Here is a 2,351-nt window from a genome sequence, read left to right on the forward strand (position 1 = left end):
GGAATCGGTCATCGCCGATCCGGTGGCCAGCACATATTCGGCGAACAATTTGTCGATCGACAGGAAATTCAACGGCGCTTCACCATCGAAGTCTCCGGCCACCGTTAGTGCCAGGGCATCCGTGATCTGGTTGTTGAGATCGACGTCGGTGACGAAGTCGCCCGAGAATATCTGCGTGAAGCCGCCCGTGACATCCACTTTGGCCACGACGCCGATGCCCTGATTGGTAAACAGCCCGTCATTGGTGAACTTGCCGCCGCCGAGATCGATGGTCTTGAGGCCGACCATCGAGGCGTCGGCGATATTGTGGAAGCTGTTCGTGCCGCCGCCGAGGTCCATGTTGCCGATCACCCGTCCGAGCGTGTCGGCGCTCTTCGAATTCTCCACATGGTCATCGCCCGATGTGCCGGTGATAGCCAGTGGGCTGAAATCGTCCAGAAGCGATTCCAGGATCGCATTCGTCGGCACGACGGGACCGGGCGCCAACAGGAAGGCTTGGAATGCCTGAAATTGCGACGCCTGGATGGTGAAACTCGGCGTTGCCCCCATCGCATAGAGCAGGCTGTGGTTGTTCAGCGTGTTGTCTGCGCCCCCGACAAGCATCGCCGCCACGCCGGTTCCGGCACCGCCGATCGTGTACTGGCCATTCAGGTTGATGGTGATGTTGCCCTTGGCGCCCTTGGCCGTGCTCTCGCCATAGACAGCCACGGAATCCGCACCTTGCGCGAACAGGCTGTCACCCGCCGTCAGATCGACCGCATGGGCATTGCCGTCGCCTGTCGCGCTCTGGCCGAACATCGCATACGAACTTGCGCCCTTGACCCAGACTTGGCTGTCCGTGCTAGCGGCCGACGCCGCAGCGTCGCCGATACCACCTTGCGAGCCGGCCGCCGACTGGCCCATGGCCAGCGAATCCATGCCGCCGGCGCCACCGCCACCGCCCACCGCCTGGGCAACGACGCCGTGTCCACGGTCGCCATCGGTCTCAATGGCGCCGGACTGGATGATGGTTACCTTGCCGCCGGTGCCCTTGGTGCCACCAGGCGTGTTGAAGCCGATGGCGTTTGGCCCGCCGCCGTCGTCGTCGGCGCCAAAGCGGCCGAAACCGGCACCACCGATGCCGCCGCCGCCACCGACCGACTGCGCGATGATGGCGATGGAATCCTTGCCCGTCGTCGTGATCGTGCCGGTGCGGATGACGGTAACATCGCCGCCATCGCCGCCATTGCCGCCGAGACCGCCAATGGCCAACGCATTCGAGCTCTTGCCCTTGGCGTCGCCGCCATAGCCGCCACCGCCGCCGACCGATTGCGCGACCACGCCATGCGCGCGCTCGCCATGGGTGATGATGGTGCCGGAAACCGTGACATCGACCTTGCCGCCATTGCCGCCATTGCCGCCGAAGCCGCCAAGCTGCAGCGCGACCGACTCGTCTCCCGCCGTGTCGGCCGATACCACGCCGCCATAGCCGCCGCCGCCGCCGACGGACTGGGCGAAGATGCCGAGCGCCCCATCCTTCCAGGTTTCGATGATGCCGTCATTGTTGACCGTGACATGGCCGCCATTGGAGCCGTCGCCGCTCGGCAGAGAAATCGCGCCGCCGATCGTCATGTCGGCCTCCGAAGCGTTGGCCGCGGCACCCGAAGCACCGCCGCCACCGCCTACCGATTGCGCGAAAATGCCGTGCGAAAGATAGCCGAGCGTGGTGATCTTGCCATGATTGTCGACGATTACGTCGCCACCGCTGCTGCCCCCGCCGCCCAGCCCGCCGATCGCCAGCGTCACCGACGTTTCCGCGCTGCCTGTCTCGGTCGAGCCGGCGCCCGCCGCGCCACCGCCACCGCCCACCGATTGCGCGAAGATGCCATGCGAATTATCGCCCTTGGTCAGGATCTCGCCCGACCCGAAATTCGTCACATGAACGGTTTCGCCACTCTTGCCGCCGGTGCCGCCGGCGCCGCCGAGGCTCAAGGTTATGGCCACATTGGAGTCCTTGGCCGAGATGCCCGAAGCGCCGCCGACGCCGCCGCTGCCGCCGATCGACTGCGCCAGTATGCCGTGCGAATAGGCCTTCTCGGTCTGGATCCAGCCGCTGTTTTCGACATTGACCTTACCGCCATTACCGCCAACGTTGCCGGACCCGCCCAGTGACAGGTTGACACTGACTTCCGATTCATCGGTATGACCGGTGCTTTCGCCGGCGCCACCGGCGCCACCGCCGCCACCCACCGACTGTGCGAAGATGCCAATGGAACGCTCCTGCTGGGTCCAGATGCCGGCCGTGGCGAGATTGAAGACGTCGACCTGGAAAGCGCTGCCACCGCCGCCGCCTGCCCCACCAAGCGCCCCAC

1 pseudogene is annotated in these 2,351 nt (G+C 65.5%); it reads right to left on the minus strand.

The features are described from left to right. Positions 1–2,351: pseudogene (locus EOC06_RS42185) on the minus strand (autotransporter outer membrane beta-barrel domain-containing protein); the annotation flags it as partial.

It is taken from the genome of Mesorhizobium sp. M7A.F.Ca.MR.362.00.0.0, from assembly GCF_004023175.1.
Classification (GTDB): domain Bacteria; phylum Pseudomonadota; class Alphaproteobacteria; order Rhizobiales; family Rhizobiaceae; genus Mesorhizobium.